This is a genomic window from Pseudoalteromonas sp. BSi20311, assembly GCF_000239875.1.
Lineage (GTDB): Bacteria > Pseudomonadota > Gammaproteobacteria > Enterobacterales > Alteromonadaceae > Pseudoalteromonas.
In genome coordinates this window covers 1-26,446 of the sequence record NZ_BADU01000067.1, presented here as the reverse complement: position 1 = coordinate 26,446, position 26,446 = coordinate 1, and the positions used below count along the sequence as shown (strand labels likewise).

The 26,446-nt window shown below is 39.7% G+C and carries 19 protein-coding genes, 1 other RNA gene and 3 pseudogenes; 16 read left to right on the top strand and 7 right to left on the bottom strand.

Annotation, left to right across the window (positions count from 1 at the left end; genetic code table 11):
* Positions 1–235: pseudogene (locus P20311_RS07490) on the bottom strand (hypothetical protein); the annotation flags it as partial.
* Positions 236–471: 236 nt separating this feature from the next.
* Positions 472–1,069: pseudogene (locus P20311_RS07485) on the bottom strand (LuxR C-terminal-related transcriptional regulator).
* A gap of 375 nt (positions 1,070–1,444) precedes the next feature.
* On the opposite strand from P20311_RS07485, the gene P20311_RS07480 reads away from it, so the two are divergent.
* On the top strand, positions 1,445–3,667 hold the full coding sequence (locus P20311_RS07480; protein WP_008111317.1) for a TonB-dependent receptor: 2,223 nt from the start codon (positions 1,445–1,447) through the stop codon (positions 3,665–3,667).
* 71 nt (positions 3,668–3,738) lie between these two features.
* Here P20311_RS07480 and P20311_RS07475 read toward each other — a convergent pair whose 3' ends face one another.
* Complete coding sequence (locus P20311_RS07475) at positions 3,739–4,104, bottom strand: hypothetical protein (RefSeq protein WP_008111315.1); 366 nt, start codon at positions 4,102–4,104, stop codon at positions 3,739–3,741.
* 49 nt (positions 4,105–4,153) lie between these two features.
* Here P20311_RS07475 and P20311_RS07470 point away from each other — a divergent pair, with 49 nt between their 5' ends.
* Complete coding sequence (locus P20311_RS07470; protein ID WP_008111313.1) at positions 4,154–4,699, top strand: GNAT family N-acetyltransferase; 546 nt, start codon at positions 4,154–4,156, stop codon at positions 4,697–4,699.
* Positions 4,700–4,810: 111 nt separating this feature from the next.
* Complete coding sequence (ggt, locus tag P20311_RS07465) at positions 4,811–6,475, top strand: gamma-glutamyltransferase (RefSeq protein WP_008111310.1); 1,665 nt, start codon at positions 4,811–4,813, stop codon at positions 6,473–6,475.
* Between the two features lie 77 nt (positions 6,476–6,552).
* Here ggt and P20311_RS07460 read toward each other — a convergent pair whose 3' ends face one another.
* Together P20311_RS07460 and P20311_RS07455 are read right to left on the bottom strand one after the other, a co-directional pair.
* Entirely contained in the window at positions 6,553–7,755 is a 1,203-nt protein-coding gene (locus P20311_RS07460; RefSeq protein WP_008111307.1) for an aromatic amino acid transport family protein, read from the bottom strand.
* Positions 7,756–8,057: 302 nt separating this feature from the next.
* Entirely contained in the window at positions 8,058–8,936 is an 879-nt protein-coding gene (locus P20311_RS07455) for an OmpA family protein (protein WP_008111306.1), read from the bottom strand.
* A 471-nt stretch (positions 8,937–9,407) separates the two neighbouring features.
* On the opposite strand from P20311_RS07455, the gene rnt reads away from it, so the two are divergent.
* Positions 9,408–10,082 carry a ribonuclease T gene (rnt, locus tag P20311_RS07450; protein ID WP_008111302.1) on the top strand — a complete coding sequence of 225 codons (675 nt, stop codon included), beginning with the start codon at positions 9,408–9,410 and terminating at the stop codon, positions 10,080–10,082.
* Positions 10,083–10,142: 60 nt separating this feature from the next.
* On the opposite strand, the gene P20311_RS07445 is transcribed toward rnt, so the two are convergent.
* Entirely contained in the window at positions 10,143–11,768 is a 1,626-nt protein-coding gene (locus tag P20311_RS07445) for a DUF342 domain-containing protein (protein ID WP_008111299.1), read from the bottom strand.
* Between the two features lie 250 nt (positions 11,769–12,018).
* Between P20311_RS07445 and ssrA the strand changes: the two genes are divergently transcribed.
* The 6 genes from ssrA to P20311_RS07420 all read left to right on the top strand — a co-directional run bounded on the left by ssrA (position 12,019) and on the right by P20311_RS07420 (position 16,038).
* Positions 12,019–12,375: a transfer-messenger RNA gene (gene ssrA, locus P20311_RS18660) on the top strand.
* A 177-nt stretch (positions 12,376–12,552) separates the two neighbouring features.
* Positions 12,553–13,788 carry an integrase domain-containing protein gene (locus P20311_RS07440; protein ID WP_008111298.1) on the top strand — a complete coding sequence of 412 codons (1,236 nt, stop codon included), beginning with the start codon at positions 12,553–12,555 and terminating at the stop codon, positions 13,786–13,788.
* Between the two features lie 7 nt (positions 13,789–13,795).
* Positions 13,796–14,500: a hypothetical protein gene (locus P20311_RS07435; protein ID WP_008111296.1), complete on the top strand. Its 705-nt coding sequence runs from the start codon at positions 13,796–13,798 to the stop codon at positions 14,498–14,500.
* Between the two features lie 122 nt (positions 14,501–14,622).
* Complete coding sequence (locus P20311_RS07430) at positions 14,623–14,886, top strand: AlpA family transcriptional regulator (protein ID WP_008111294.1); 264 nt, start codon at positions 14,623–14,625, stop codon at positions 14,884–14,886.
* Positions 14,883–15,197 (top strand): hypothetical protein, encoded by a 315-nt coding sequence (locus tag P20311_RS07425; protein ID WP_008111290.1) that lies wholly within the window; start codon positions 14,883–14,885, stop codon positions 15,195–15,197. The genes P20311_RS07430 and P20311_RS07425 overlap by 4 nt, the downstream gene beginning before the upstream one ends.
* Before the next feature lie 280 nt (positions 15,198–15,477).
* Positions 15,478–16,038: an inovirus-type Gp2 protein gene (locus P20311_RS07420; protein ID WP_008111288.1), complete on the top strand. Its 561-nt coding sequence runs from the start codon at positions 15,478–15,480 to the stop codon at positions 16,036–16,038.
* A 255-nt stretch (positions 16,039–16,293) separates the two neighbouring features.
* Here the strand turns inward: P20311_RS07420 and P20311_RS07415 are convergent, their stop codons facing one another.
* The gene (locus P20311_RS07415; protein ID WP_008111287.1) at positions 16,294–17,379 is read right to left on the bottom strand and encodes an ArdC family protein; all 1,086 of its coding nucleotides are present in this window, start codon (positions 17,377–17,379) and stop codon (positions 16,294–16,296) included.
* A gap of 236 nt (positions 17,380–17,615) precedes the next feature.
* Here P20311_RS07415 and P20311_RS07410 point away from each other — a divergent pair, with 236 nt between their 5' ends.
* The 6 genes and pseudogenes from P20311_RS07410 to P20311_RS07385 all read left to right on the top strand — a co-directional run.
* Positions 17,616–19,667 carry a class I SAM-dependent DNA methyltransferase gene (locus tag P20311_RS07410; RefSeq protein ID WP_008111285.1) on the top strand — a complete coding sequence of 684 codons (2,052 nt, stop codon included), beginning with the start codon at positions 17,616–17,618 and terminating at the stop codon, positions 19,665–19,667.
* On the top strand, positions 19,667–20,983 hold the full coding sequence (locus tag P20311_RS07405; protein ID WP_008111283.1) for a restriction endonuclease subunit S: 1,317 nt from the start codon (positions 19,667–19,669) through the stop codon (positions 20,981–20,983). Before P20311_RS07410 ends, P20311_RS07405 begins: the two co-directional genes overlap by 1 nt.
* Positions 20,984–21,000: 17 nt before the next feature.
* Positions 21,001–22,035 (top strand): YhcG family protein, encoded by a 1,035-nt coding sequence (locus tag P20311_RS07400; protein WP_008111281.1) that lies wholly within the window; start codon positions 21,001–21,003, stop codon positions 22,033–22,035.
* Positions 22,036–25,266 carry a type I restriction endonuclease subunit R gene (locus tag P20311_RS07395; protein ID WP_008111278.1) on the top strand — a complete coding sequence of 1,077 codons (3,231 nt, stop codon included), beginning with the start codon at positions 22,036–22,038 and terminating at the stop codon, positions 25,264–25,266.
* A 75-nt stretch (positions 25,267–25,341) separates the two neighbouring features.
* A complete protein-coding gene (locus P20311_RS07390; protein WP_008111277.1) occupies positions 25,342–25,725 on the top strand; it encodes a hypothetical protein in 384 nt (127 codons plus the stop codon).
* A 444-nt stretch (positions 25,726–26,169) separates the two neighbouring features.
* Positions 26,170–26,446: pseudogene (locus P20311_RS07385) on the top strand (sulfite exporter TauE/SafE family protein); the annotation flags it as partial.

The window sequence follows — 26,446 nt, the reverse complement described above, 5'->3', positions numbered from 1 at the left end:
CCGTGACTATCTGCGCTGTGGCGGTTAGCTTCTCTTGCAAATCAGCGGTTAGCTGAAGCGCAAATACGCTTTCATTTTTAAATGAAATATCATCATCATATCCATATAACGTTTGATCACTATCGAGCGACTTACCACCGACAATAGAAGCAAACCCATTAATACGAACCTCAGCACTTGCGCTGCTTGTGGCAAGTGCGCAACAAATTGCTACTGCTACAGATAGTTTTTTCATTGTGTATCCTATTTAATTTCATGTGTATCCCGCTGCAGTATAAGATGAGTATTAACTTTTTTCTAATTAAAGTTAATGAATTAAGTACTTTTTACTGCTTTTTTGCAACATCAATGTAGTGGAATTATTGAAATTTAAGCACTTTTTGTTTTTAGCTTATGTAACTAACTGAGTTGTTTGGATTATTAATTATGAGAGGGAAGTTGATAAAGTAAGTATTAAGTAGTGTTTTTTAGTTATGAACGCGAATTTATATTTTTTAGGTTATCTTGGCACCAACGAATTGCCTGCTGCTTATTTTTGACCGCTATTTTTTTATAAATTTTATGTAAGTGAACTCTAACCGTAGCTTCACTTATAAATAAACTATCAGCAATAGCACTGGAGTGAAGTCCACTAAAAAGTAGGTTGAGTACTTTAATTTCTTTATCGGTTAAATTACTTGTTTGCAAAGCATTCTTTTGTTCTGTATCGAGCATTTGACGCATCCAAATGTCACTAATGGTTCGTGGAAACCACAATTCGCCTTGTTTAATTGCTTCTAGCCCCCTAGTAAACAACTCTTCACTAGTATCTTGATAAAAAAAGACCTTTTAAATTTGGCCATTCTTTCAGTGAAACGGCATCAGTATCTTTAGGAATATTATAAATAACTAACCCTTGGTAATTATTTGTATGAATAAATTGGTTTAAAAGTTCGTAGTTAGTTAGGGAGTTAAGGGCTGAGTAGCATACTAATAATATGTCGTTATTCAATGTAGTAAAAAATAATGGATTATAGTGGTTGTTGTTAAAAAGCATGTTAGTTGATTGTGTGGTCTGTTTTTTTGTCATGCTTTTCACCTAAAAATGGTTCTGCTTTATATTTAAATATAAAGGGTCTTTGGATATTGTCATAATTTCAAGCAGTTTTAATGTGTTTTCCACAATAAACGGTGTGTACGATTAATGAACAATGCAGTTGGTGGTTAATATTAAAGTATTAATTTATAACCAAAGCTGCGTCATTGTTGAGGTAATTAGTTTAGATTAAAAAAGCTAAAAATTATTTTTTTTGCTTAAACTAAAGTTAAATATACATATTGTAACTTTTATGTAATACAATACACTCCCAGAGGAAAGATGCATCTAAAGCATCTTTTTTTATGCCTACAATTTATGTTTACACAGCATAACGCATAATTAAATTAATACCCTTTGGAGAAAACCTTGAAATTACGCACCCTCTCACAGTTAAGTTTAGCGGTTATTGCAGCCCTAACAACTTCCGCAAATGCACAAGAAGCTAAAACGACAGCCAAACAAGACGCATTTGAAAAAATTGAAGTGACAGCTCGTAAACGTACAGAGAGCTTGTTCGAATCTCCAACTGCGATTACATCAATAGGTGCTAACCTTATTGATAAAGCCAATATGGGTAACTTAGAAGATATTGGTAAATACGTTCCTAACTTAAATATTACTCGCTATGGTGTTGGTAACGCAGCGCATGCTTCAGTATTCATTCGTGGTATTGGCTTGCAAGATCACATTATAACCACAGATCCTGGCGTAGGTGTTTACCTAGACGGTGTTTATTTAGGCCGTCAAATGGGTTCTAACTTATCACTTCCTAATGTTGAGCGTGTTGAAGTTCTGCGTGGACCACAAGGCACGCTTTATGGTCGTAATACATTAGGTGGCGCGGTAAATGTAATTACTAAACAACCAGGTGATGAGGGCATTTTAACGACATCGGCTAAAGTCGGTAGTCGTGGTCGTATCGCTGGTGATATTTACTTCAATGATGCATTAACCAATGATTTAAGCATGTCGGCAAGTGCGTCATATAAGCAACGTAATGGGGTAGGAACAGCGGTAAATTTAGTTAACCCTGAAAAAGAAATTGGTGAAGAGCAAGAGTTTAGTGGTCGTATTGCGCTTAAATACGAAGCAACCAGTGATTTAGCGTTTACCTTCTCGCTAGATGGGGTTGATAATGAATCAGGCCAATCGCCTTATACTATTGAGCTTACTGAACCATTAGATTCAAGTAATGTATTCAATGGTGATTTCCCATTATTAACTGAAGACTTACTTCCAGCGAATCCTGATGATTTAGGCACAACAGTTGCCGGTATTGAATCAACCTCATATTCTGGTTGGGGTACGTCATTTACAGCTGATTGGGCGATTAATAACACATATACAGCCAAGTTTATTTCAAGCTACCGTACCTCTGAGTATGAAGGTGGTTTAGATGATGATGCATCTCCACTTAACTTATCAGAATTCCCAGAAGTGGGCGGTGCAGATCAATACTCTTTTGAACTTCAACTAAACGCCACGTTTGATAAAATGGACTTTGTTTCTGGCTTATACTTCTTTAATGAAGATGGCTTTACTCGCTCTGAAGATTTTGTATTTAGCCCGTTTAATACACCAGATGGCGTGCTAAATGATGGTGTTACTCCTTCATTTGGTGGCTTTGGATTTTTTGAAATCAATCAAGAAACTAACTCATACGCAGCTTACATTAATGGTAGTTACGATTTAACTGATGATTTAACAATAGGCGGTGGCCTTCGTTACTCAGAAGATAAAAAAGATGCTAATGCCATTTTCCCAACTTTCCCTGAGCGAAAGGACATTAGTGCAGACTTTAATGCAGTAACATGGGACATTAATGCTTCATACCAGCTTAGCAATAATATGAACGTGTATGGCCAAGTACAAAAAGGTTACCAAACCGGTGGTTTCCCACCGCGCCCATTCGGTGGTCCGGATCAGTTTGTATCGTTTGATGAAACCAAAGCAGTTAACTACGAGATTGGTTTAAAAGGCCAAGTACATGAAAATGTGTCTATGATGCTTGCAATGTTTGTTACTGACTACACTGATTTAGCACTGCCATTCTCAGATCCAACTGCAGGTGGTGGCTTTGTAACTATCGTTGAAAATGCAGGTCAGTCTAAAGCGCAAGGTATTGAGCTTGAAACCACAATTGCACTAACCGACGACTTTACTATTCGCACTGCAGTAGGCTACTTAGATTCTGAAATTACAGAAGTAGCTGAAGGCGTACAAGGTATTGGTAAAGGCGACTCACCAGCACTGACACCTCGTTGGACAGTAATGGTTGCTCCATCTTACTTTGTTGATTTAAGAAATGGTGGCACGGTTGCATTAAATGCAAACTACTCGTACCGCAGTGAAATGCAAGGCCAATCAGTTTTCAACAAAAGTGAAACGATTGATTCGCGTGAGCTAGTTGGTTTTAATATTTCTTACACTAATCCATACGGCGATATGGAAGTAACGCTATATGGTGAGAATGTATTAAACGAAGTTTACGATGTAGGACGCCTGCAGCAAACTGGCTTTGTTGGCGTAATGCGCAGTAATGATCGTAGTGAGTTTGGTTTAAAATTCAAAAAAGACTTTGAACTATAATCTATAATTTACTCTAAAAGTTAAATAAAAAAGGTAAGCCATGGCTTACCTTTTTTTATGGTTAACAATAATTAACCTTCTTTATGTTCTTCTCGTGCTTGCTCAATTTCTGCCGCAATTTCACGTGCTTTTTGCTTGGTTTTTTCAGTCAGCTCGCCAGCCGCTTCTTTGCTTTTAATCCATGCATCAACAGCTACTTCTTTGCCGTCATCGTACATGTCTAAGCCCATCGCTTTACTCTCTTCGAGTAGCTCATTAAATGACTCGTCATTTTTAAGCTCATTGGTTTTTTCTTTAACGTCGTTCCACGTTTCGTTTAGCTTTTCTTGAACTTCAGCGCTCGTTTGTTTGGCGTCTTGTTTCACTTCGTTGGCATCTTCACAGCCAGTTAACGTAATTAAAGTGCCTAATAAAGCTAAACCTGCTAATTTCTTCATTTACTATCTCCTTTAGAGAAAATTATATTTCAGGGGTAACTATACAATAATGAAAATGAACATAGCTGTAACAACACGATTAAGTTTTAAATTAATGGACGAAAATGATTGGCCGAAATTATTCGAGCTCGATCAAGACCCAGCCGTTATGCAATATTTAACACAAGGTAAACCAACCACTCTTGAAGAGATAAAAACGATAAGCATTCCTAGAATGCTCGCTTATCGTAATGCGCAACAAGGTTGGGGGTTATGGCAAGTAAACCTGCGTGAAGGCAATATCTTTATAGGGTGGGTGCTTGTTCGGCCGATGGGCTTTTTTTCAGATACGCCTGATTTTAGTGATATTGAGGTGGGCTGGCGATTTAAACAAGTGAGTTGGGGTAAAGGTTATGCAATTGAGGCGGCACAAGCGATTTGCTCAACGATTGAGAAGCAACCGCAAATTAAGGCAATTAGTGCCACGGCACTGACCGCCAACGTTGGCTCAATTAGTGTTATGAAAAAGCTCGGTATGCGGCTTAAACATTATTATATTCATACTGATGACGGCTCAAACTTAACCGCTGCGCTATATTCAAAGTCGTATAGATAGATTAAAAATAATCTCAAGCTCTACAAATATAGCGTCTAAATATTGACCTAGTGTTTGTTACTGTGCATTAATGTTTGCCATCAATGTATAAAAATAACCTAAGGATATGGGATGGGGTCACTCTTTTCACTAAGCAAGCTAATTATTAGCAGTGTCTTAATAATACAATTATGCTTTTTTAATGTTGCTGCCAAGCAAAGTGCGGTGGCGATGCCCGACACATTTAGTGCGCAAGCAGCAAAAACGGTGTTACAGCAGGGGGGCAATGCGGTTGATGCAGCCATTGCAGCGCAGTTTGTGTTGGCCGTTACGCTCCCCGAAGCAGGTAATATTGGCGGCGGTGGTTTTATGCTTATTCATAAAGATGGGCAAGGTGATTTTATAGATTATCGTGAAACTGCACCGAACGCCGCGCATCGTGATATGTATTTAGATGAGCAGGGGCAAGTAATTGAAAATAAATCTATTTACGGCATACACGCTAGTGGCGTGCCTGGCAGTGTCGCAGGAATGTGGTTAGCCCATAAAAAGCATGGTACGTTACCGTGGAAAGCGTTAGTGCAACCTGCGGTAACATTAGCAGAGCAGGGCTTTGTTGTGCCTGAAAAGTTGGCTCAGCTGATTGAGGACTATATAGCGCATCTAAACAATAAAAACATTAAAGTAAACTTTGCCAATTATTTTGCAAGCGCCACATCTGGTAAGCTTTTTAAGCAACCTGAGCTTGCAGCGACACTCAAACGCATTCGCGATAATGGTAAAGATGGCTTTTATCAAGGTGAAACTGCAGCAATCATCGCAAACTTTATGAAGCAACATGGCGGTATTATTACTCAAGACGATTTAAAAAATTACCGTGCAAAGTCTCGTACACCTATAAAAGCTAACTGGAACGGCTATCAAGTCGTCACTTCGCCACCTCCTAGCTCTGGAGGTATTGCTATATTACAATGGCTGAAAATGTATGAGCTTAAAAAGCCCATAGCTGCACCATCACATAATTCAGTTGGGTATGTGCACTTACTTGCTGAAATAGGAAAGCGAGTGTTTGCTGATAGGGCAGAATACTTAGGCGATCCTGACTTTTACCAAGTACCTACAGCAAAGCTACTTGCAGAAAATTATCTTAAAAACCGTAGCAATAGTATAGATTTAAATGCTATTTCAACTACCGAAAATATTAAACCAGGTTTAAAAGAAAGCGAGCAAACCACCCACTTTTCCATTGTTGATAACATGGGGAATGCCGTTGCTAATACCACCACCATTAATTTAGGGTTTGGTAGTGGTGTCGTTGTAGAAGGCGCAGGCTTTATTTTAAATGATGAAATGGATGATTTTAGCGCCAAACCTGGGGTTATGAATGTATTTGGCGCCATTGGCGGCAAAGCAAATGAAATTCAGCCGCATAAACGTATGCTTAGCTCTATGACCCCCACTATTTTACTCAGTAATAATCAGGTAAAAATGGTAACAGGGTCGCCCGGCGGTACCACTATTATTAGCTCTGTGTATCAATCAATACTCAACGCAATTGAATTTAATATGAGCGCAGATGATGTAGTAAATAGTCCGCGATTTCATCATCAGTTATGGCCTAAAAATGTAATTAGAGCGCACTCGGGATTGGAGTCCTCAGTCAAGCAACAGCTAATAAAAATGGGTTATACAGTCGATGAACACCACTTTGGTGATATGCACGTGATTATTAATAATGATGGCAAATTAGATGCGGCGTCTGAGCAAAGTGGAAGAGGGCAAGCGATAGTATTTTAAATGTCAACAATTGACGTTTGAATGATATGCACCCCAAAACCATCTATGGGGTGCATATATTAGAACAACTATAAGGATTAGCCTATTGCAGGTATTAAGCCTGCCATTTGTAGGCATTGCGCACTAATAATTGATATACCGCACAAAGCGGCTATCGCTAAACCAATGTTACCACTGCGTACTTTATAGCCTTCTTTTTCAACGCCCTGACGTTGTTTGTACACCATACTAACAGGTAAAAATACTGCCAATATTACTAAAGCAATGGCCGCATAGCCTAATGCCATAATAAAGCCTTGCGGGTAAAACAAAGCAAATCCAAGAGGAGGAACAAAAGTAATAAGTGCTGTTTTAATTCTATCTGCGCCCGTATCTGCTTTTTTGAATGTGTCGGCAAAAAAGTCAAATAACCCCAAGCTCACCCCTAAAAATGACGTTGCTAGGGCTAAGTCAGCAAACAATTTAACCGCAGTAGAAACATTGGCGTTATTGGCAATATTGGCCACACTGGCTACAAACCCAGTTAACCCTTCGCTTTGTAGTAATTGCTCTTGGCTCATTATGCCTTGGCTTAATACTTGCCAAAATACATATATAACCAATGGTAAAGAGGCGCCAGCAATCATAACTTTACGTAAGGTTTTTATTTCAAGCCCGACGTATTTAACAATAGAAGGAATAGAGCCATGAAAACCAAAAGAGGTAAATACCACTGGAATAGCCGATAGTATCAGTCCTTGCTCAACAGGCATTTCTAACAAATGTTGGCCATGCACATAAGGTGTTAGCATATAAAACAAGCTAGCCAAAACGACTATTTTTATACTAAATAGTACTCGGTTAAGCTTATCTACTTTACTAGTGCCTAAAGTCACTACGCCTGCAATTAGCACGGCTAAAATAACGGAGCCTAATTGTGGAGCAATACTAAGATTAAACCCAGTATTAATGCGCTCTTGTAGCTGAGCACCACCACCTGCTATGTAAGCAGCGCACAGTGCATAAAATAAGAATATCATCGAAAAGTTAGCCACATACTGGCCACGTTTACCAAGCCAAAGCTTAGCAAGTGTATTTAAAGTGGCATCGCGAGGGGCATATTGGTGTAGCTCCAACATAAGTAAAGCCGTGTAGGTCATAAGTAACCAACAGCCGACAATTAACACCATTGCCGTATTAAACCCAAGCCCCGCAGAGGCAATTGGTAGGGCAAGCATACCTGCGCCTATGGTAGTTCCTGCAACAATTAACATGCTACCTATTGTTTTATTTTTAAGCACTTAATGATCCTGATCAAACGTGAGAGACACGCAAGATATAACTAGTTGTGCAAAACTTAAATAGTTTTGTCATAAAAGAGACAAAATAAAATGTAATCTTCTATTTACAACTGTATTTAAAAAGCAGAGATATTTTGCTGATGTAATTTAACTCATTAATATAATTAATAAATAAAAAGCCAAATGTTAATAACTAAATGGTCAGATTATTGGTTTTGCACAATAGAGGGATTACTAAAACAATAGGTGTTGGCCGAAAGCGCTAAAATTGCACCTTCAGCCATTAAAAGAGGGGACTGAGTTTACATTTTAGCTATTTGAATCACTAAGCGGCGGTTTTTATCACGGCCCAAAATGTTATCGTTGGTATCTACAAAGCGTTTTTCACCAAAGCCTTCAGTAACCACTTTAACTTCATCAACACCTAAGCTCACCATGTAATCTTTAATAGCCTTTGCACGGGTTCTAGATAAATCGAGGTTATTCCATCGGCCACCGTAACTATCGGTATAGGATGCAATACTGATTGACTCTATACTGGGGTCGTTTTTCAAATACTCAGCAATTTTATCAAGGCGTTGTTGCGATGACTTAGTTAATTTACTGCTATTAGATTCATAGTTCATTATAGTGAACGAAATATCTTCAAAATTGTATGGCAGTAGTTCATCGCGGCACTGTAAAAACGCCCAATACGCTTGCTTAAAGTTAACATTAGACATGCCCACGGCAATTTTATCGGCACTATTTTGCCAGTCTTGGTAGTAAAAAGTGGGTTGGTTACCTTTTTCAAGCTCAGTAAGCATTTCCCATGCTGTTTTATTACCTAATTCACCATCAAACTTTTTAAGTAATTTCATATCAGCAATATCACGGGCAGGGCGGCCTGCTCGCCAGCTAGGTGGCACCGCTTTCAAACCGGCAATCGCGTAATTTTCTGGGCGCACCACCATGTCTAAATTAAAGGTGAGATCTTTGTTTTTACTGGCTGATGCTTTAAAAGCGGCTTCACCATAGTAGGGAACTTCATGATTTAATTGGCATTGTAAGCGAGTTGTTTTAACCAAGTTCCAGTTTGAATTATCTTGGTTAGCCGTGTACTGGCGCATTGCCGCAGTTGTATTCAAACTACACAGCACACTACTAATGCTTAGGCTAATAAATAACAACTTACACTTCATTGAGAATTCTCCAGTTATCTAGCTTTGCCAAAAAAGTGACAAAAACCGTAAAATATTACGCAACAGCAAATAATTCAGCGCAAACGCTAGGGTCTGTTGACCTTTCAAGGTTAAATTTGCAGCAGCCTGTTTGGTATTTAGGCAAGGCAGAGCCTATGTGGTGTGGTTATTCCCCATAAATAGGCGATAACACAGCATTAATGCCAAACAGGCGCTGCCCTTTGGGTTCTGCCTAGGGGCGATTTACTCTTTGTTGCTCGGTTTTGACTTAGCCCACTAGGTTACAAACCTCGCGCCGCGATTAAACCGCCCCTAGCTTGAACAAATTTTAATCCGCAAAGGTCAACAGACCCTAATTACCAAGCAAGTAACATGCCTATAGTTTAACTGTAATTAATCAATAAATCCCCTAGCCGACAGGCCACCAATTTTGACATAATAGACAGCTAATCCCTATAAACCAAGAATACTATGGCAAATACTGAGCAAACACTTTTCGCGCAACGCTTTCGTGGCTTTTTTCCAGTGGTTATTGATGTTGAAACCGCCGGTTTTAACAAAGAAACCGACGCACTACTAGAAATTGCAGCGTCCGTTTTAAAAATGGATGATGAAGGACTGCTTAGTATCGATCATACCGTTCATTTTCATGTGCAACCGTTTGAGGGTGCAAACATTGAGCAAGCTGCCATTGAGTTTAATGGGATTGAGCCTTTTTCAGCACTTCGAGGGGCAGTCCCAGAAGAAGAGGCGATTAAAGAAATTTGTAAAGTAGTGCGCAAAGCGCAAAAAGCTGCGGGGTGCCAGCGCTCAGTGGTGGTTGCTCATAATGCCGCTTTTGATCACGGCTTTTTAAATGCGGCTATTGAGCGTAATAATATCAAGCGCACACCATTTCATCCGTTTGTTAGTTTTGATACCACATCACTTGCTGGTTTGGCATTAGGGCAAACGGTACTTGCTAAAGCGTGTCGCGCAGCAGGGATAGAGTTTGATAACAAACAAGCGCATTCAGCGTTGTACGATACAGAGCGTACTGCTGAACTGTACTGTTTAATTGTTAATCGTTGGCAGCAACTAGGTGGTTGGCCGCTTGCTGTAGACGAAACACAACAAAGCGAAGACGAAACAAGCAACCAAAATTAGAAACTCAGCTCATAATAGTGAATGTTCACTTTTGAGCTAAGTCAGTCTTAATAAGCATTATTAAAACGATTGGGTTATTTTACCTTCACTGTGGGTGATTAAATGCGGTGGGTAATTACGCGAAAAGCTAATTGATTCTCGTGCAATTTTAAGCTCCACCCCAGGGTGCATAAGCTCATTAACTTTTAAACGACTGAGCGCTAAAAGCTGCGCCATTTTCTTTCTTAGTAACTGCTTTTGCTGATTGATGCTGGCGCTTCGGTTTGCTATGTGTTCTTCATTCGTTGTTATTTTATTCAAAAACTGCTGACGCTGTGCGCTTGCAACTTGTTTATTAATTCGCTGGCGCGCTTGCTGTAGTTCAATTGACTTACCGATTAAAACTTTTTCAAAGTCAGTGATTTGCGCTTGTTTTTGTTTTAGCACATACCATCGCTGTGCGATGCAAACACGGGTTTTAGTTCCTGCTGGTGCGCCCAATTCACCTGTTTCAATGCGCATTGCATCTAGAATATGGCCACCAATAATTTTCCCTTTAGGATCTTTTGCATTGCCCACCCTAATTAGATTTCCGGCACTCAAGTCACAATGTAATGATTGGCGATCTATTAATAAGTTTTGCTCCGTTTTTATGTCGCAGTATTGAGAGTAACCAAGCGCAACGGTTCGTTTAGCAAAAATAGAACAGGTGAATGGCTCATCGGCTTCTCGCTTACGACCAATTGCACCCTTTACTATTGTGATGGCGCTATCACTTTTTAGCTGTGCCGATTCAACAAAACCTAAAACAGTAATATCGCCAGTGGCAGTCACGCGCATGCCATCTTTTATATCACCGCTGACAATAACACTGCCATCAAACTCAACATGGCCGGTACTTGGGTCAATATTGTGAAAACATAAAACATCATCAACACGCATACCACGGGGAAGGGCAACCGGTACGCCAGTACAATCCGCAATTAATAAATTAGGGTTATCGGGCGCAATTTTAGTGCCGTCAAAAGGTTGTAATTTATGCTCTTTGCCGGGAGGAGCAGTTATTACATCACCAAATACAGTAAACCCATCAACACCGGGTGTTGCAGGAGTACGTCGCATTAGTTCACATCCCGGTTTTACAGTAATAATATCACCTAGGTTTCTCATATCGACTTTACCACCGCCCTTAGCTTGCGGGCTAAGTACGCGGTCTTGCGCTGTGCAGCAAAGACGCACAAATTTGGCATCGTTACCCACTTTAGGCGCGCGACCAAAAGCGACTTCGGCGCAATGTGTGCTTCCTGAGGGGTGTTCAAACTGTTGTGCCAATAATTGTTCTAATGCATGAGAGCTAATGCCTTTTACAATGCCTGCTTGTGTTAACTCTTCAATCGCTTGTTCCATGCTAAGCAATTGACCGCCCTTGGCAGTAATAAGGGTAGCTTCAACGAGCATATTCTTTTCATCGATGTTTATGGTTAGCTTTGCATCAATGGCTTGAGCAATCACTAAAGAGGTGGGTTCTTCGGTATTACTTTGAGCAAACAGCTTACCAATATTGCTAGCAATAACCTCACACTCGCAATATTCTGACTGTCCAATTAATTCAATAAGCTGTGTTGCTGTTGAGGCTAAACCTGAAACTTGTGGGTGGGAAACTAAAGAGATATACCCCGTTTGCTCATCAAAAGAAAAAACCGACATTTATAAATCCTCTAGGTAATATGCCTGTTATTATTTTTATAATCTATTAGACCAAGGTCTAGCTGCATATTTGAGCACAAACAAGCCTAGGTGTTAAGTAATTGTTTTTTTATTATCCTAGTATTTACATTTTTAAGTACGTGTTTGATGCAGGATTAACCAAGCGATAAAATAAAGTGCCTAAGGTGTTGAGTATTGATGGGTTACTCAGTTATACTGCTTGCACGCTCTGAATGAGTAATCTTATTCAGGGGCTGATTAGGATTCGACGGAATTCAAGAAGCCCAAGGTGCATGTCGAGGTGCGGTTTGCCTCGTAAAAAAGCCGCAATTTAAAGTAATCGCAAACGACGATAACTACTCTCTAGCAGCTTAGGCTGGCTAGCGCTCCTTCCATGTATTCTTGTGGACTGGATTTTGGAGTGTCACCCTAACACCTGATCGCGACGGAAACCCTGGCCGGGGTTGAAGCGTTAAAACCAAGCGGCCTCGCCTTTATCTACCGTGTTTGTCCGGGATTTAAAGGTTAATTAAATGACAATACTAAACATGTAGTACCGACGGTCGAGGCTTTTCGGACGGGGGTTCAAATCCCCCCAGCTCCACCATTTCAAAGAACTAAGACGCCTTTTAGGCGTCTTTTTTTTTGCCTTGAACCCTCTGCATTGCTGGCTTTTCGCCAAGTTACGATTCCAAGTAGAGTTTTTAATGAACAGTGACATCCAGATTTTAAAGTAGTACATTTGGTGGTACCACTTTAATTAAAGAAAATCGGGTACTACTTTATGGCAAAAACAAAACCACTAACCAATACGGAAGTTAAGCAAGCCAAGGGAAAAGAGAAAGTATATAAACTATCTGATGGTGACGGCTTGCAACTTAGAGTTAAACCTAACGGCAACAAATCTTGGTTGCTAGACTATTACAAACCCTACACAAAAAAGCGGACCAGTATTGGTTTGGGTGGGTACCCTGCAATATCTTTAGCGGATGCCCGTAAATTAAAATCAAAATTTAGAGAGTTACTAGCTAAAGACATCGATCCCAAAGAATATAAAGAAGATCATAACCGCATACAGTTAGAGGCAGTATCAAACACCTTCAAGCATGTTGCTACTAATTGGTTTGAAATAAAGAAAACGCAAGTAAGTGAAAACTACGGTATTGATTTATGGCGATCGCTAGAAAATCATTTATTTCCAGAACTAGGAAAACTACCTATAAGCAAAGTAACGGCACCAAAAGTTATTGAGGTAATAAAGCCTTTAGCTGCGAAGGGAAGTTTGGAAACGGTTAAACGCTTATGCCAAAGGTTAAATGAAATAATGACCTACGCTGTCAATACTGGGTTAATACACTCCAACCCGTTATCTGGCTTAAGAGCAGCTTTTCAAAAGCCTGTCAAAGAAAACATGCCTACTATCCCACCTGAAGAACTCCCTGAGTTAATGAAAGACCTTAGCTATGCGAGTATTAAGCTTGTTACTCGTCTTTTAATCGAGTGGCAACTTCACACGATGGTTAGACCAAGCGAAGCTGCCGGTGCAACATGGCGTGAAATAAATTTTGAAAATAAAGTATGGGAGATTCCAGCAGACCGAATGAAGAAGAAGCGCGGGCATAATGTTCCACTAACAGAGCAAACAATAGAGTTACTAAATAGGTTAAAGCCTATTAGTGGTCATCGAGAGTATATATTCCCCGGGGATAGAAACCCTCGAACTCATCTTAATGAACAAACTGCGAACATGGCTTTAAAGCGCATGGGATATGAAAATCGATTAGTTGCCCACGGCATGCGGTCCATTGCCAGTACCGCATTAAATCAACATGGCTTTGAAGGTGATGTAGTTGAAGCTGCACTCGCTCATGTTGATAAAAATGAAGTAAGGCGAGCATACAACCGAGCAGATTATTTAGAACGTAGACGAGTAATGATGAGCTGGTGGTCCGAATATATAGAGTTAGCTAAGCAAGGCAAGGTCGGTGTCTCTAATGCTACTCTAAAAATAGTGGGTTGAGGTTATTATGGATAATAAAGAGATGAATATGGAAAATGATTTTAAAAATGACTTTTTTACCAAAGAGCAGCTACAGTCGTTAATTAATATACCGATTCATGACGTTATAAATGATCTTGATGCTTATATTTATTATGAAGGCATAGTAAGTGAAATTCCATTTGATGAAGATCCCGTAAAAGTCTATGTAGTCGGGTTTATTAAACAAACTAGAAAGCCTGTTACTCACTTAAACCGGCCAGGGTATAAGCCTGTATTTGAAGCCTCTTATGAATGTGGGGATTATTGCTCTCGACCTGAATTAAAAGATATTAAGCCTCTGTTTATAAATGACAGTTACGATAGGCAAGTTTATTTTAACTATTCAGAATTTATTGAATTTTGTTCAAAGCTTGGTGTACCTTTAAAAAGCAATGATAAACCTATAGATACTCAATCAGACCCTATAGAAAACAATGAAAAGCAACATAGCAATAATGAAGTAAATATCTCAAATCGATACCCTCCGGAGCTTCAGTTGGCAATAGATGCATACGAACAACTTTGCACAGATAAAAATAACTTGCCTTTAAATAAAGAAATAGAAGCTTGGCTAAAAACTGAAAGCAAAATACGAGGTATTACTCATTTAGATGGCTCTTCTACATTAAAAGGGTTAAGCAATGTAAAAGCTGAAAGAATTGCTTCAATGATAAAGTCAAAACCTAAGTAATTAACTTAGGGGGTTATCTAGGTAACCCCCTAAATTAATTAGCTAACCCGTCTAGCCTTACCCCTATACTAATAGTTTTTAATGTGCCTGAATCATTCCATAACGTACTAAGGCAATTAAAAATGAACATTAAAAGTTTTTCTAAAATTATCCGCAGACCTGAAGTTTTAAATAAAACTGGCTGGTCAAAATCGACACTCTATAACCGCATTAATGATGGCCTATTTCCTACACCCATAAGCTTGGGAGTAAGAGCTGTTGGCTTTGTGGAAAGTGAATGTGACAAAGTAGTCCAAGCAATGATTGCAGGCTACACAGAGCAACAATTAAAAGCATTAGTGCAAAGTATTATTAGTAATCGTGGCATTAAGGAGTTGCAGTTATGATCCCTAGAAATAAATGCTTAGAGCTAGGCTTGCCAGAGCCAAACGATTGCCAAAAAGAGTCGAATTATGTGTTGAGTGTGATAAGCCAAGGGCTAACAATAAATACTAATATGGCTCGCTATATTGGAATTGATGACCTGCAAGATGTGGTATGTGCAATTAAACGAAAAGGCTACTTATTTACAGTAGAAGATAAAGAGGCCGAATGCCCATCAACGGGTCGATTAACACCATTTCCGATAATGGTTTTGTCGATGACGGATGAGCAGCAAGCATTGTATAAAAACGAGGAAAGCCGCAAAGAAAGTTAATTTCAATGCGACTTATCAATGGTGTGCTGGTGGCGCAATGTGGAAGTTAAACCACCAGCACGTTTAAGCATAACGTTAATTACCTAGCTAAACAATGTTAGTACTCGCTTACACTGAATGCAATGTATGGATTTAAAAAACGCTCATTGGTCGCTATTTATAGGTTTTTGACCCTATAAATTATTAGTAAGGCCATGACGCTTTAAATTCATACTTATTGAATGGCGATAGTAGTGACTAACACGCTACTAGGTAATTAATAATATCTCTTGAGTGTTGTATGTCTTATAAGGTTAAGGTTAGGGCTATCGAGGTAAATGATCAGGTGTTCTGGGTGAACGGTCAGCATAGTGGTATTTACTTAACTATGGCCAAAAAGATGATAAACCAAGTTGATATGATATTAAAGCACCATAGCAAAGTACACCTAATTCGTTTCGATCTCCGCCTTTACGAGTACTCGTCGGATAATCAAATAATTACAAAATTTAATCGAACCCTATTTAGGTGGCTTAAGCGAGCATATAACTTAAAACGGGTAGGTTTTATTTGGTGTCGTGAGATTGAAACCGCTAAGCAACAACATTACCACTACGTTTTGATGCTCGATGGTCATAAAGTACGTCATCCGTATGATATTTTAATTAAGGTAAAAGCCATCTGGGAGTACCAGCTACAAGGTTCACAATATACCCCAAAGCACTGCTACTACAACATTATGCGAGGTGATTACGATTCACTTCAAGAGGCTATATGGCGTATTTCTTATTTGGCTAAAGTGAGAAGTAAGGGTAAAAAACCGTCACAAACAAAAAATTATGGAACAAGTCGAATCAACTGAAATGTGTACTATTGTTAACTTTTCACGCGTGTTAAATTTTTTTGGAAGCTTTCAAAGTGTTAAGATGTATTTCAGTTTACTATGTGTAGCAACCGGAACAATGCGGAACAAATCGGAACAATCTGAAATAACTAAGACTATGATAATAATGGTTTTATATTTTATTTTGGAACATGTAAAAGCACATTCAAACGGTTTGTTCCTGTTTTACGATAAGCCCTCTCGTTACCACAACCCTAATAAAATATTCAGCAATTACCACTCAATAAGGTGTTTATTTGGTTTAGAGCATTGCTCACAAAACGATAAATTTTCATAACGGGTTAACGTAACACTATAACTTTCATGGCAATGGTTACAGCACATACTCACTTTTAGCGTACTTACAAAACCTGTAAGAATTATTTTCTCTGGTTCTACTGCTTCACTATCATTAAGTTGTTCAAACTCTTTATCTTCACAATCCACATCAGCGTTTTCAATGCCTGTTAACTCATACAAAAAATGTACTGCTTTTTTTGCGTCATCTACGGCTTTAAATAAGTAACGAAAATCATCTTTTAAATGCTTTATCCAAGACTTCAAATAAGCAGCATGATCTGTTCTTGGTGTAATTGTATTTTCAAGCCGCGTACATATAATTGCAGCACCTAGTTCAGCAACAAGCTCTTCATATGCATACTGCTCAGTACTATTGTTAGCTAAGTTGCGCTTCATTCTAGTGTCATGACCACTCCAATGAATTAACTCATGGATAGCAGTAGCATAATAATTATGCTTTTTGCTCCCATGAGAACTATCTACAAAATTAGTGGGGAATGGCAGGTATATTTTATCTTCGTGTACTCTGTAAAATGCATCGGTATTGCCATGAGTAATATTGGCTTTGCATCGGGCTATAAATTTATCAGCACTCGGATCTTTTGGTATATCATCTGCAAATAAATCAGGGTGCGCTGGGTTGTAATTATTTACTTGGTCAGCGTTGAATACCGTATAGGGTTTAAAATAAATAATATAATCTTCATCACTGGGGTTATTTTTCTTAGCGTAAATAGGGCGAAATAAACGTGTCCCTTTTGAGCGAATTTTTACCTTCGCTTTTTTTGTATTCCATTGTTTAAGTGTAGCCCACTCATCCGATTGAAAAGTATTCTCAAGGGTAGACGCCCAAAGTAATGTTGCATTCATGCCACTAAAAAGGTGGTGTGTAATGGCATTTTTAGGTTCTAAAAAGCCATTATGCCAAGGTGCTATCCATTCCCCCAAGTTCTCCTGCATTTGCTCAATTAGCTTATCTACAACACCTCTTACATGTGCGTCTACTTCTTCCTTTTTCATAATTTAATTCCGTTTTAAAGCTATGAGTTATTTATAGATTACTATTTTGTTAATTATGAATATTACCTTAATTTGATAAAGCTTCTCTACCATACAACATAATAAAGGTTACAATGCCATTAATAAAAAGTACTGCCTTCAGTGCTGGTAAATAATCCTTAAATCTTGCTTAAAAAATAACATATCTAATGATATGGTAAGTTAAGTTACGGAAAACAAAATAATAAAGGGTCAAAATGACAGATAACAACTTCTCTTCAACCGCTGCTTTTTTATGGTCAGTCGCCGACTTACTTCGCGGTGATTTTAAACAATCTCAGTATGGCCGTATTATCCTTCCCTTTACGTTGTTAAGGCGTTTGGAGTGTGTGCTTGAAGCCACTAAACCTGCTGTGCTTGAAAAGTACGAAACCGTAAAAGCCATGCCAATTGAAGCGCAAGACAAGCTCCTTACTCACGCAGCGCAGTTAAGTTTTTACAATACCTCAAAAATGGATTTAAACCGCCTTGGCGAAACCGATGTAGCCAGTAACCTAGAGAGTTACATTCAGTCGTTTAGCCCTAATGCGCGTGAAATCTTTGAGCATTTTGACTTTTTTAACACCCTAGATAAGCTGGCAGAAGCCGACCTACTTTATAAAGTAGCTAAACGCTTTGCTACAACCGACCTACACCCAAATGTTATTAATAACTATGGTATGGGTTTAGTGTTTGAAGAGCTAATTAGGCGCTTTGCTGAAAGCTCTAACGAAACAGCAGGTGAGCACTTTACCCCGCGCGACATTGTACGTTTAACAACGTCTTTAGTATTTACTAATGACGACGATGCGCTTACGCAATCGGGATTAGTGCGCTCAATATACGATCCAACAGCGGGTACGGGCGGGTTTTTATCATCGGGTATGGAATACGTACTAGAACTTAACAATAAAGCATCGCTTTCAGCATTTGGCCAAGAGCTAAACCCAGAGTCATACGCTATATGTAAAGCCGATATGCTTATTAAAGGCCAAAAGGTCGATAACATAAAACTCGGTAATACCTTATCAAACGACCAGCTACGCACCGAAAAGTTTGACTACATGCTATCTAACCCGCCATTCGGTGTGGACTGGAAAAAAATACAAAAACAAATTAACGACGAACACACCGAAAAAGGCTTTGAAGGCCGTTTTGGTGCGGGTTTACCGCGTGTATCTGACGGCTCGTTACTATTTTTAATGCACTTAGTTAGCAAAATGCGCCCACAACACGAAGGTGGTTCGCGCATTGGTATTATTTTAAATGGCTCACCGTTATTTACCGGTGGTGCAGGTAGTGGTGAGAGCGAAATTCGCCGTTATATTCTTGAAAACGACCTGCTAGAGGCCATTGTAGCTCTACCTACAGATATGTTTTATAACACCGGTATATCAACTTATGTGTGGGTGCTTTCAAGCCATAAACCTGCTAACCGTAAAGGTAAAGTACAACTTATAAATGCGGCAAAAGAGCGCGCTAAAAAAGGCGGCAGAGGCCGCAGTGGTGGTGGCGAATCAACTGAAGAAGTTGAAAACGTATTTTATGCAGCGATGCGTAAGTCACTGGGTAGTAAACGTAAAGAACTAACAGAAGATGCGATAGAAACCATTGTTAAAACATACGGCCAATTTGTAGAGAACGACTTTAGTAAAATATTCGATTACCAAGCATTTGGTTATCGCCGTATTACGGTAGAGCGCCCATTACAACTGGCTGTTTATCCAAAAGATGAGTTACGTATTACTGCTTTAACAACCGACAAAGCATGGGATAAGTTAAACGAGCATGCTCAACATACAATCCTTGCAGCGCTTGCTTCACTTAATAACAAGTATTTATCTCGCGACGTATTCTTAAAAGCATTAACCACTGAGCTAGAAACAGCAACACCAGTGGTTAAGCTAAGCGCTGCACAGCTTAAGCTGATTGTTAAGCACTTGAGCGAACACGATGACGAAGCAGAAGTATGTAAGGTAAAGGGCAAGGTAGAAGCCAACCCAGACTTACGCGATAACGAAAACGTACCACTTACCGAGAGTGTTGATGACTACTTTGCGCGTGAAGTACTACCCCATGTATCAAACGCGTGGATTGATACTAAAAAAACCGACGAGCAAGACGGCGAAGTGGGCATAGTTGGCTACGAAATCCCCTTTAACCGTCATTTTTATGAATACGTACCACCAAGATCATTGACCGAAATTGATGCTGATTTAGATAAAGTATCGAGTGAGATTATGCAGCTACTTAACGAGGTGCATTCGTGATGGCTGGTCGTTATAAGGCATACCCTGAATATAAAGAATCTGGCGTAGAATGGTTTGGGTATATACCACGTAGCTGGTCACTATCACGCTTGAAGTTCAGTTCATTAATTAATATGGGGCAATCTCCAAGCTCTGATGATTGTAATATTGATGGAATCGGTTTGGCTTTTTTACAAGGAAATGCAGAATTTGGTTCAAAGTACCCTACGGAGAAGCAATTTTGCCCTACATCTAAAAAGATCGCTAAAGCTGGGGAGCTTCTTTTTTCCGTTCGAGCTCCAGTTGGCGCATTAAACATTGCCGATAAAAATTATGGTATAGGTCGTGGTTTATGTAGTATTAGAGGTAACTCAGATGTTGAGCAAGGGTTTTTATGGTGGGTTCTACCCGCATATAAAAAGCAATTTGATGCAGTTTCGACCGGTAGTACATTTGAGGCTGTATCGGCAGAACAGGTTGGTAATTTAGCATTTGGCTTACCCTCAAACATAGAACAACAAAAAATTGCCAGCTTCCTCGATCACGAAACTGCTAAAATCGACACCTTAATCGCTAAGCAAGAAAAGCTGATTGAGCTTTTAAAAGAAAAGCGCCAAGCGGTGATTTCTCACGCAGTGACTAAAGGACTAAACCCCAATGCCCCAATGCGCGACTCAGGCGTAGAATGGTTAGGTGAAGTCCCTGAGCATTGGAAGGTAACTCGTTTTAAGTATCTTTGTGAAAATATTGTAGCTGGACCATTTGGTTCAAGTATAACGAAAGATATGTACAAAAAATCAGGCTATAAAGTTTATGGTCAGGAACAAGTAATACCAAATAATTTTAAAATTGGAGACTATTTTATATCGACTGAAGATTATCTTCGCTTGGCAAGATACAAGGTTACTAAGGGGGATGTGCTAATTAGCTGTGTTGGGACTTTCGGGAAAGTTTCTGTTTTCCCATCTACAGCCCAAGCTGGAATTATTAATCCAAGGTTGATCAAGGCAAAGATTCACAAAGCCAACTCCCCTTATTTCATTAGAGAGTATCTGAAAAGTGTCACAGTAGCGAAACAGTTTGACCAGTTTTCTAGAGGAGGAACAATGGGTGTAATTAACATTGCAATTTTGAATGAAATAATTTCAACCAAACCTCCTTATGTGGAACAGTGTGAAATCTATGATTTTATAAAAGCACAAAAATCAAAGTTTTCCTTACTTCTGGATAGATGCGAAAAACAAATTGCCTTACTAAAAGAACGCAAAACAGCCCTTATCTCAGCGGCAGTGACAGGCAAGATTGACGTGCGTGACTTTGTTTCAGAACAGGGGTAACCACAAGGAGTTTAAGGATGAGTAACCTAACAAGCCTAGCCCCCTTGAGCCAAGAGCTGAGCGCACTGATCCACAGTGCCAAGCAACGCGCTGCGGTCGCAGTGAACAGTGAAATTACCTTATTGTATTGGCAGGTGGGTTATCGCATCAATCAAGAAGTGCTGGGTGGTGAGCGAGCCGATTATGGCAAACGAGTGATTGCCACGCTTTCTAATGAGCTAACTGTACAATTTGGCAAAGGCTGGAGCAAACGCAACCTTGCGCAAATGGTTAAGTTTGCAGAGGTTTTTTGGGATATAGAGATTGTGCACGCACTGCGTACACAATTGAGCTGGACCCATATTCGCCAGTTAATTGCTATTGATGAACCCATAAAGCGAGACTTTTACACCACAATGGCCATTCAGGAACGCTGGTCAACCCGCACCTTGGATGAGCGCATAGGTGCCTTGTTGTTTGAGCGCACGGCTATTTCTAAAAAGCCAGACGATACCATTGTGGCTGAACTTTCTGAGCTGCGAAATTCCGGCCAATACAATCAAGAGCTGCTGCTTAAAGACCCCTACATTCTCGATTTTTTAGAGCTGAATGACCGCTACTTAGAGAAAGATTTAGAAGATGCCATTCTAAGAGACATTGAGCAGTTTTTATTAGAGCTGGGTGCCGGTTTTAGTTTTGTGGCACGTCAAAAGCGTATCCAAATTGACAACGATGATTTTTATATCGACTTGCTATTTTACAACCGTAAGTTAAAGCGTTTGGTGGCAATTGATTTAAAGCTCGAAAAGTTTAAACACAGCCACAAAAGCCAGATGGAGCTATACCTCAACTGGCTAAAAAAATATGAAACCGAAGAGGGTGAAAACCCACCACTTGGGATCATTTTGTGCTCCAGTAAAAAACAAGAACAAATTGAGTTACTTGAAATGGAAGGCAGCGATATTCATGTTGCAGAATACCTAACGCATTTGATGGATGTTGAACTACTTGAACAAAAATTACAGCACTCTATTGCCAAGGCAAAGCAACGATTAAATCAAAAGGATGAGTAAATGAGCCAAGCAAAAACAGTAAGAGAGTTGCAATTTCAAAATGACATCCTCGACCAAATGCTTGCACAGGGCTGGTTACTGGGTGAGTCGAATAAATATAATAAAGAATTAGCCCTTTACCCAGAGGATGTAATTGCTTTTGTAAAAGGCGCTCAGCCTGAGCAATGGGATAAGCTGCAAAAACATTACCCAGAGACTGACCGTAGCCCTAATGCAACCGCAGATGCTTTACTTAAAAGCCTAGAACGTAACTTAAAAAACAAAGGCACGCTTTGGGTGTTACGTAATGCGATTAAAGACCGTGGTGCTAAATTTAGCTTATGTAGTTTTAAGCCTGATCACGATTTAAACCCTGATGCGAGTAAACGCTATAACAAAAATATTTTACGCGTGGTACCTGAGCTAAAATACTCACCAAATGGTTATGATGGCCGGTTAGATTTAACCTTATTTGTAAATGGCTTGCCGGTTGCAACTTGTGAGTTAAAGTCTGAATTTAAGCAGTCGCTCAATAATGCCAAAGTGCAATACATGAAAGACCGCCAGCCAAAAGATCCAATCACTAAAAAGGCAGAGCCATTATTGACCTTTAAACGTGGTGCGTTAGTCCACTTTGCAGTAAGCCAATATAACGTGGCCATGACAACGCGTTTAGCGGGGAATAAAACCTTCTTTTTACCGTTTGACCAAGGTACAGCTGAAGGCGCTGCGGGAAATGATAGCCCAGCGGATGGCAGCTATGCGACCTCGTACCTTTGGAACGAGATATTTCAAAAAGATAACTTGTTACTTATTTTAAGCCGTTATATTCACTTAGAAGTAAAAGACGAAGAACAACTTGATGGCTCAATAAAAGTAAAAGAAACCATGATATTCCCGCGTTATCATCAATGGGCTGTGGTTTCTAAGCTTATAAATACAGTTGATTTTGAAGGGACGGGTAAAAAGTACCTTATTCAGCATAGTGCGGGCTCGGGTAAGTCGAACTCTATTGCGTGGCTATCGCACCAGCTGGCCTCTAAACATTACTTAACTGAGCACCCAGAATTACAAAAACAAGCGGGCGACAAAGTATTTGATTCAGTAATAGTAATTACCGACAGAACCGTTTTAGATAGCCAACTACAAGATACTATTTATCAGTTTGATCATAACGAAGGAATGATAGCGCGCGTTAACCGCGAAGAGGCACAAGGCAGTAAATCGAGCCAGTTAGCCGGTGAGCTAAAAGCCAGCACCTCGATTATTATTGTAACCATACAAACCTTTCCCCATGTTTTAGAGGCAATACGTAAAGATTCTACCTTAGCTGGGCGTAGTTTTGCGGTAATAGCCGATGAAGCGCACTCTAGCCAAACAGGAACAACCGCACGTAAGTTACGTGAAGTGCTAATGGCTGAGCAACTTGAAGGCGATGACGAGCTAGACAGCGAAGATATGCTGCGTTTATCGCTAGAGGCCCGTAAAGGCTCTAACAATATTAGTTATTTTGCCTTTACAGCAACACCAAAAGCGAAAACTCTAGAGCTATTTGGTCGCCCTGAAGATTTAGACGCACCGCTAACCGATACTAATAAGCCATTACCCTTTCATGTGTATTCAATGCGCCAAGCCATTGAAGAAGGCTTTATTTTAGATGTGCTGCAAAACTACACCAGTTACCGTGTGGCGTATCAATTAGCTCATGATAACCCGCAGTCTGATCAAGAAGTAGATAGCAAAAAAGCAGCGTCTAAAATGGCTAAATGGGTAAGGCTACACCCTTATAATATTGCCCAAAAAGTTGAAACAATTGTTGAGCACTTTAATGCTAAAATTAAACATTTGTTAGGCGGAGAAGCCAAAGCTATGGTGGTGACGAGTAGCCGTTTAGAAGCTGTACGTTACAAGCTTGCCTTTGAAAAGTATGTAATGGATAAAGGCTATGAAAACGTCAATGCGATGGTGGCGTTTTCTGGTGAAGTGAACGACCCAGATATTCCTGATCATGCTTTTACTGAAAAAGCGATGAACCCTAATTTACGTGGCCGCGATATGCGCAAAGCTTTTGACACTAACGACTACCAAGTAATGTTAGTCGCGAATAAGTTTCAAACAGGGTTTGACCAACCTAAATTAGTGGCCATGTATGTTGATAAGCCATTAAAGGGTGTTGAATGTATACAAACGCTCTCTAGGCTAAACCGTACTTGCAAAGGTAAAGATAAAACCTTTGTGCTGGATTTTGTAAACGACCCTGAAGAAATTTTAGAAGAGTTTAAAGTTTACTTTCAAACCGCTGAGCTTTCGGGAGTATCTGACCCTAATATTGTTTACGACATAATGGAGAAGCTAGCTGAGGTGGGTATTTACCAATGGTTTGAAGTAGAAACCTTTGTAACCGCTTATAACAGTAAACATGCTAAGCAAGACAAGCTCACCAATATTATGAAAGCGCCTGTAGAGCGATTTAAGTTGCGCTACAAAGAAGCCACCACGGTACTGCAATCAGCCCAAAAAGAGCTGGCTAAAGCGAAAGATGACAACAACGACAAAGCGATTAAGTACAGTGAAAACAGTGTTAAGCACGCTAAAGAAGCCAGAGATATTTTAGATGTGTTTAGAAAAGATTTAATCTCGTTTTATCGTTACTACGAGTTTAGCTCTCAAATTGTTGACTTTAACGACACTGACTTAGAAAAGCTCAGCGTGTTTGCTAAAAACTTACACCCACTTTTACGCATGGATGTAATAGAAGACGACGTTGACCTAACAGATGTAGTAATGACACATTATCGGCTGCATGAACAACGCGAAGCTGATTTACAGCTAGGCCACAAAGTAGGCGAAGAGCCTAAAAGCTACTTACCACCAAGCAAAGAAGGCTCGGGCGCAGTACCAAAGGATCCTAAAACTGAGCTTTTAAACGAAATCATTGAGCGTATGAACGACCTGTTTGCTGAAGATGGCCTATCTGAAAACGATATGGTTAATTACGCTAATGCAATAATGGGTAAAGTAGCCGAAAACGAAACCGCAATGGATCAGGTTAAGCACAATACCAAAGAGCAAGCCATGCTTGGCCAATTCCCTGAAGCAATCCAAAACGCGATTATTGAAAGCATGGATACTCACAACGCAATGGCCATGAAAGCACTATCAAGCGATTTAGTGTCTAAAGGCATAGCGAGTTTAGTGTTCGATATGCTAATGAAAGGTGTTGCGGGTAAAGGCGATGAGCGACGCAGTTAAAGTTTATTTTTATTGGTAAGCCGTAATAGCTTACCTTTTTAATTTGATAAAAAGGCACGTTCACAGGTAAGCAATATGGAAGTTAAGTTCAACTCATTACGTGATTTAGTAAAGCTAATTATTGAAGGTACAGTCACATTTAATGATGACAGTAGTGCATATAGTTTGATAGAGACTATGTGCGACACATATTTTGAGGATGAGCAGGTAGCGGATTATAGAGGGCATTGCTCTGCTGATGATGTACAGCAAGAGCTAGAATGTGATCTTGGTGATTATGAATGGGCAGAAGTAATCTTTTACGATTTTGATATGCACGAAATAAAAAACCAGCTAGCGATATCAGACCGTTGCTCTAGGCTTTATACCGACGATGAGCTTGAGCATTTTATAAGTGAGTATTTGAGCTGTTGGCGTAAAAATGCAGTTAATGCTCTTTTAGATAAACTCAAAAATTGATAAAAATATAAAATTAATATTTTAGCCACAAATTTTTAAATCCTAAGTGTTAGGAGTAAAAATGGCATGAGTTTTAACTTAAGTAGTACTGAAGGTGGTACCTTGCTTTCTGTTTGTTTGATTTGTGTTTATAGCTCAGTGGTTTAAAATCACGGTTAAGATGACCCCAGCCAATAACGGTTTTGAAATTCGTTTGTTTAAAAACCCTAAAAAACCCGCAACTTGAACAATCAAGTCGCGGGTTTTTTTTATGGCTAAAATTATTGAATTTATTGTGCTTTGGTTTATCTTGCGAACCCCGAACCCCGAACCCCGAACCCCGAACCCCGAACCCCGAACCCCGAACCCCGAACCCCGAACCCCGAACCCCATACCACTAAAAGACTAGTCGCTTACTTGTCTGTTTTTTGTATTATGAGTCAATGATTAACAGCGGGCATAGATATGGATATTTTTACAGCTGAACACATTTCCCCTTTAATTTCGCTGTTACTCATTTTACTGGCGGGGTTTACTTCGTTTGTATCGGCGGCTTTTGGTGCGGGCGGCGGTTTAATGCTGTTGGTGGTAATGGCGTCGGTTATGCCTATGGCAGTGGTGGTGCCGGTTCATGGTTTAGTGCAGTTGGGCTCTAATGCCAATCGGTTGTTGTTAAGTATTGTCCATCTTGATAAGCCGATGTTGTTGTATTTTACTCTGGGTGGATTAATTGGCGCGGGGC

Excerpts from the sequence above, each read along its gene's own strand:
- P20311_RS07435 (WP_008111296.1), top strand. The coding sequence starts at position 13,796 with ATGGATAATAAAGAGATGAATATGGAAAATGATTTTAAAAATGACTTT.
- ggt (WP_008111310.1), top strand. The coding sequence starts at position 4,811 with ATGGGGTCACTCTTTTCACTAAGCAAGCTAATTATTAGCAGTGTCTTA.
- P20311_RS07410 (WP_008111285.1), top strand. The coding sequence starts at position 17,616 with ATGACAGATAACAACTTCTCTTCAACCGCTGCTTTTTTATGGTCAGTC.
- P20311_RS07425 (WP_008111290.1), top strand. The coding sequence starts at position 14,883 with ATGATCCCTAGAAATAAATGCTTAGAGCTAGGCTTGCCAGAGCCAAAC.
- P20311_RS07395 (WP_008111278.1), top strand. The coding sequence starts at position 22,036 with ATGAGCCAAGCAAAAACAGTAAGAGAGTTGCAATTTCAAAATGACATC.
- P20311_RS07455 (WP_008111306.1), bottom strand. The coding sequence starts at position 8,936 with ATGAAGTGTAAGTTGTTATTTATTAGCCTAAGCATTAGTAGTGTGCTG.
- P20311_RS07420 (WP_008111288.1), top strand. The coding sequence starts at position 15,478 with ATGTCTTATAAGGTTAAGGTTAGGGCTATCGAGGTAAATGATCAGGTG.
- P20311_RS07430 (WP_008111294.1), top strand. The coding sequence starts at position 14,623 with ATGAACATTAAAAGTTTTTCTAAAATTATCCGCAGACCTGAAGTTTTA.
- P20311_RS07470 (WP_008111313.1), top strand. The coding sequence starts at position 4,154 with ATGAAAATGAACATAGCTGTAACAACACGATTAAGTTTTAAATTAATG.
- P20311_RS07475 (WP_008111315.1), bottom strand. The coding sequence starts at position 4,104 with ATGAAGAAATTAGCAGGTTTAGCTTTATTAGGCACTTTAATTACGTTA.
- rnt (WP_008111302.1), top strand. The coding sequence starts at position 9,408 with ATGGCAAATACTGAGCAAACACTTTTCGCGCAACGCTTTCGTGGCTTT.
- P20311_RS07405 (WP_008111283.1), top strand. The coding sequence starts at position 19,667 with ATGGCTGGTCGTTATAAGGCATACCCTGAATATAAAGAATCTGGCGTA.
- P20311_RS07445 (WP_008111299.1), bottom strand. The coding sequence starts at position 11,768 with ATGTCGGTTTTTTCTTTTGATGAGCAAACGGGGTATATCTCTTTAGTT.
- P20311_RS07390 (WP_008111277.1), top strand. The coding sequence starts at position 25,342 with ATGGAAGTTAAGTTCAACTCATTACGTGATTTAGTAAAGCTAATTATT.
- P20311_RS07440 (WP_008111298.1), top strand. The coding sequence starts at position 12,553 with ATGGCAAAAACAAAACCACTAACCAATACGGAAGTTAAGCAAGCCAAG.
- P20311_RS07415 (WP_008111287.1), bottom strand. The coding sequence starts at position 17,379 with ATGAAAAAGGAAGAAGTAGACGCACATGTAAGAGGTGTTGTAGATAAG.
- P20311_RS07400 (WP_008111281.1), top strand. The coding sequence starts at position 21,001 with ATGAGTAACCTAACAAGCCTAGCCCCCTTGAGCCAAGAGCTGAGCGCA.